Raw genomic sequence first — 2,943 nt, 5'->3', positions numbered from 1 at the left:
GGGGATCCGGACGAGATCGCCCAGATGTATCTGCAACTGCACCGGCAACACCGATCCACCTGGGCATTTGAGGTAGCGCTCAGGCCATGGAATGAGAAATGGTAGTAGGCGCTAATCCGCGTCAGATCAAATCACTTTCAACGTCCGAGACTAATGACCACCCTGATCGGTGGCCTGATAAGAGCCATACTGGCCCCGCTGGTGACAACAAAAAAAACCGAGAGGTGAGCATGAGTACACTACGAAGCAACTTTGAAGCGGCTGCGCTGGCAGACCAGGAGTGCCTGTCCGAGTGGCACGTTATCACCCAGGCCATGGTGGACGAGTACGCCGCGCTCACCGGCGACGGTGAAGGCGAATGGGTCCATCTGGACCCGGAACGCGCCGCCCAGGAGCCCGGCTATGCCGGCACCATCGTCCAGGGATTCTTGCAGGTTTCACACCTGATCAAGCTGCACGCCGAGGCAATGAAAGCCCGGCCAGCCATCGACAAGAACTTCGCACTCAACTACGGCTTTGATCGGTTGCGCTTCGTCGGTCAGATGCCGGTGGGGGCGAAATTTCGGGCGCGTGTGGGTGCGCGTGAGCTGGTGCAAAAGCCAAATGGTGGGTGTTTGCTGAAGCAGGAAGTGAAGCTTGAGTTGGAGGATGGGCGGCCTACGCTGGTGGCTGAGTGGCTGTTTTATCTGGATTCGCGGGCGTTTCTTGAGGGTTGACTGGTAGGATTCAGGTTGACACAGGATCAGTGGTCGCCAGTGTATGTGATCTCACGGCGCAACCCGAGGCGCAGGATATAGCCGATACCCTGGATGCCGCCTGATAACCCATCAGGCGGCTGAAGCACCTAGCAACACCCTGGCCCTGGAACAGCTCTGATGCGAATCAGCTGCGCAGCCAAACCTCGATATTGCCCGCCCGCGCCACGCTGTAATCCCGACCTAGCGGCACTGCTGCGACCAACCCGAGCTGCTCCAGCTGTGCTATCAAAACCCGCGCTTCATCTGCAGGCAGGGCGTTTACCACGTCCGCAGCGCGCTGCAACAGGAACAACAAATAAGGCTCTACGCCAACCTCGATCGCTGTCCCGCGAAAGCAGGTGCTGACCATACCAATCTGCCGCAGCGCAGGCTTTTCAGTCACCGGCTCGCCGTCAGCCGGCTGCGCCTGCGCGACCCACCGATCCATAAACGCCAGCTTGTCGGTGAGCTCCGGAAAAATATCCACTGCGATGTGCTGCAGGACTGGTAACAGCGTTGGCGGCAAGGCGTCATTGGGCCAGAACTCAGGACGGCTGTCGGAATACTCCACCACATCCAGCCCGGGCGCCGTCATGCGCTCGACCCAACGGTGTACGCGGGGAGCACGGCTTTGCATGATCCCCAGCGGCACCGGATCGCGTCCCAGGTGAGCGAACATGGGGCCTATCAGGCCGTAATCGGCAATTGAAGGACGCCCACCCAACAGATAGGGCATCACCGCGAAATGCGCGTCCAGCACCTCAAGGAGTTGCTCGAAGGATTGCTCGATCAGCGCTGCGCTCTGCTCATTCACGCCCAGGCGTGGCAGATAGGAATTCATGCGCCCCATGATTTTCTCGGCCATTTCTTCGCCAGAGCCGCTGATAAAGGCATGGCGTAAAAAGCCTTCCTGCTGCACGCGGTACGACCAGCGATAATGCATGGCGTGCTTGAGCATGGCCTGGCTGCCGTAGTATTCGATAATCACCGCGACCACGCGTTGCAGGGGTGTGCTCGGGTAAACGGGATAACGCACGCCCTGCGCCTCGAAAAAATCGATAATGTCGACCGTGTCCTGAATCACTCGGCCCTCCGGCGTTTCCAGCACCGGAATAATCCCTCGGCCAATTTGCGGCAAAATGCGCGTGGCAAAGTCCGGGTGCGAAGTAGGCACCTCCACATAGGCGATACCCTGGTTGCGCAAATAACAGCGCGCCTTGCCGGTATATAGCGAGTGCGAGGAGCCGTAGAGGGTATAGAGGTTCTGATCGAGGGACATGACAAATCCGTTGTTATGGCTGGAAGACTGCCTCAGATCCTAGCGATCTTCTCCCCTGAAGGCAACCCGAAACCACGGCTGGTGTTGTCACCGGGCCGCCAAAGAGAGTGGCCACGCTCCAGACGTGGTTAGAGCTACCACGCGTCTGTGTCCCGGGAGTTAACCTTCACCTGCCCCCAATTAGGGTGGTGGTGGTGTTCTTGCCAACTTTCCATTCCTGCTGCTGGGTCAGTTGGTTGGCGTCGTCATAGGTGATGGTTTGATCGCTTTCACCATATGACCCTGAGCCAGACTTTTCATTTCAATTTCAAACGGTTAGCGCTTAAGTAAGTGCCATTCTCATCTGACCCCGTTACCGTGCACCGTTACCGCGCAAGACCCGTACCGCCTTACCACTGTCCCTTCAAGGCTCCCAGCCCGGAGGGGGCTGGCGCGGGCGATATCGTGGATCAGGATACTGCACGCCGCGCGCTTTAAGCATATCGATAACTTGGACTTTATGTTTCATTGCATCCGATTCGGCCGGTACTTGTCGTATCTGAACACTCAACGCCAAGTCCTGAAGGTTGTTATTCAATCCCTTCTGCAAAAAATATGCAACTAGATCGAACCTGCCCATGGCGACGGCCACTTTCGCGGGCGTATCTCCATTATCACACTGTACATTCACATTTGCATGATAGTTTTCAACCAACAAACGGACACACGCCTCACAAAACTCAATGACAGCCTGATGCAACAGGCTGTCTCCGTTTGGCCCGATCAGATTCGGGTCCCCTTTGTAGCGAAGCAGCACATCTAAAAGATCGACCCTGCTGGCGCCAACAGCCAAATACAGTGGCGAGGCGTGCAACTTTTCGTCACGGTAATTCGGATTTGCACCCAGCTTCAGCAGTTTCTCCGCGCCCCGGACGTTTCTTAAGGAAA

General features: G+C 57.1%; 3 protein-coding genes. 1 reads left to right on the top strand and 2 read right to left on the bottom strand.

Translation table 11 applies throughout. The features are described from left to right. The first annotated feature begins 230 nt into the window (after positions 1 to 230). A complete protein-coding gene (locus PA6_RS22050) occupies positions 231 to 716 on the top strand; it encodes a MaoC/PaaZ C-terminal domain-containing protein (RefSeq protein WP_010465782.1) in 486 nt (161 codons plus the stop codon). A 166-nt stretch (positions 717 to 882) separates the two neighbouring features. On the opposite strand, the gene PA6_RS22045 is transcribed toward PA6_RS22050, so the two are convergent. Both PA6_RS22045 and PA6_RS23235 read right to left on the bottom strand, forming a co-directional pair. Continuing rightward, on the bottom strand, positions 883 to 2,016 hold the full coding sequence (locus PA6_RS22045; RefSeq protein ID WP_021703177.1) for a glutathione S-transferase family protein: 1,134 nt from the start codon (positions 2,014 to 2,016) through the stop codon (positions 883 to 885). A 403-nt stretch (positions 2,017 to 2,419) separates the two neighbouring features. Continuing rightward, positions 2,420 to 2,943: ankyrin repeat domain-containing protein (locus PA6_RS23235; protein WP_021703176.1), on the bottom strand; the 524-nt coding region annotated here is incomplete at its 5' end.

The sequence above is a fragment of the Aquipseudomonas alcaligenes NBRC 14159 genome, from assembly GCF_000467105.1.
Classification (GTDB): Bacteria; Pseudomonadota; Gammaproteobacteria; order Pseudomonadales; family Pseudomonadaceae; genus Aquipseudomonas; species Aquipseudomonas alcaligenes.
Note: the sequence above shows the minus strand (reverse complement) of the source record. Positions and strands in the feature narration are given on the sequence as shown.

Coding starts and splice junctions, on each gene's coding strand:
- PA6_RS22050 (WP_010465782.1), top strand. CDS start 231: ATGAGTACACTACGAAGCAACTTTGAAGCGGCTGCGCTGGCAGACCAG.
- PA6_RS22045 (WP_021703177.1), bottom strand. CDS start 2,016: ATGTCCCTCGATCAGAACCTCTATACCCTCTACGGCTCCTCGCACTCG.